This is a genomic window from Vibrio sp. YT-19(2023) (assembly GCF_033337395.1).
Genome location: NZ_JAWOQN010000086.1, coordinates 483 through 1,719 on the forward strand (window position 1 = coordinate 483; position 1,237 = coordinate 1,719).

Genomic DNA, 1,237 nt, shown 5'->3' on the forward strand with positions numbered 1-1,237 from the left:
GAAGATGATGGCGGTGACTTTTACCAACCAATTCAATTCAATGTTGTGATCAAAGTTGCGAAAGCGCAAGGCCAAGCGATGACGACGCAAGATTATGAAATGGTATACAGCAAAGACTACGATTTTAACTTGCAGCGTGATTTTGGTTTAACGGCCAGCAATGATCATTTGGAAGTCGTTGACAATACTTCTCCAGGCGTTGCAGATGTTATTGGTGACGGTCTTATTCGTGTCTACAAAGCGGGTCAAACGACGTTAACGGTTCGCAGGAAAGAGAGTGCAAATTACACGGCCGGTCCAGATCAAAAAGTTCGCTTCAACATTCTGAGTGCGCCAAGCCGAATTGCTATCCAGTCAGGCGTAGTAGAAGGTACGTGGAACATCAACCAACCTTATGTCCAAAAACCATCGATTCTCGGTACGGTTGGCGAAGTGAGCTACCGATTTGCGACGGATTCTGCAACCGATGTGGTTTCCTTAGATCGCAAAACGGGTGATATGCGCATTCTGAATGCGGGCAGCACCAGAGTTATTGTGTCGGACGCAGGCAACGATAAGTTTACTCCAGGTGAAAGTAGTTTTGCTGTAACGATTAAACAAGGTAGCAACCCGGTTTCTATTACTTATCCAACTCTGGACTTTTCTGCTGGTGCGGTTATCACACCTGTGATGAGTGGGGGAGAAGCCAAAGCAAGCTACCGTCTGATTAACCAAGCTGAGCCGGTGGTTGAGTTGTTATCTTCAGATTCTGGTCGTTTGAAAGTGCTGCATGCTGGCGACTACCAAGTGGAAGTGACGTTAACTGCACGTAACTATACAACTAAAACAGTATTGGTTAACGGCACCATTAATAAAGCGGATCATCCAGGTCTTACGACGAAGCTTCAAACTGTGGAATTTACGCCATTTAAGACGATTAGTTTGGATTTTGGTAAAACGGTAGGCACTCGCACTTACGCATTTGCTGATACCGTGAGCGAAGAGCTTGCCACGTTAGACAATGCGAAAGCTGAGTTGACGCTAACTAATTACTCTCAATATCACTCTATTGCGTTGGATATTTCTGAGAGTGAATCGCGAGATTACAAAGCGTTACCAAGAACAAGAGTCACGGTTAATGTCGATTTGGCAGAATCGGGTGTTGCAGATAAATACACACACCTTGATAGCGAACAAACCGTTATCGTAAGTACCCTCAGTGCCCCACAGTTTTCCAATTTAGAAGAAAGTGAGTTTG

Annotated in this window: 1 pseudogene; it reads left to right on the plus strand. The window is 44.9% G+C overall.

The annotated features are described in order from the left end of the window. A pseudogene (locus R7E78_RS23990) lies at nt 1–1,237 on the plus strand (cadherin repeat domain-containing protein); the annotation flags it as partial.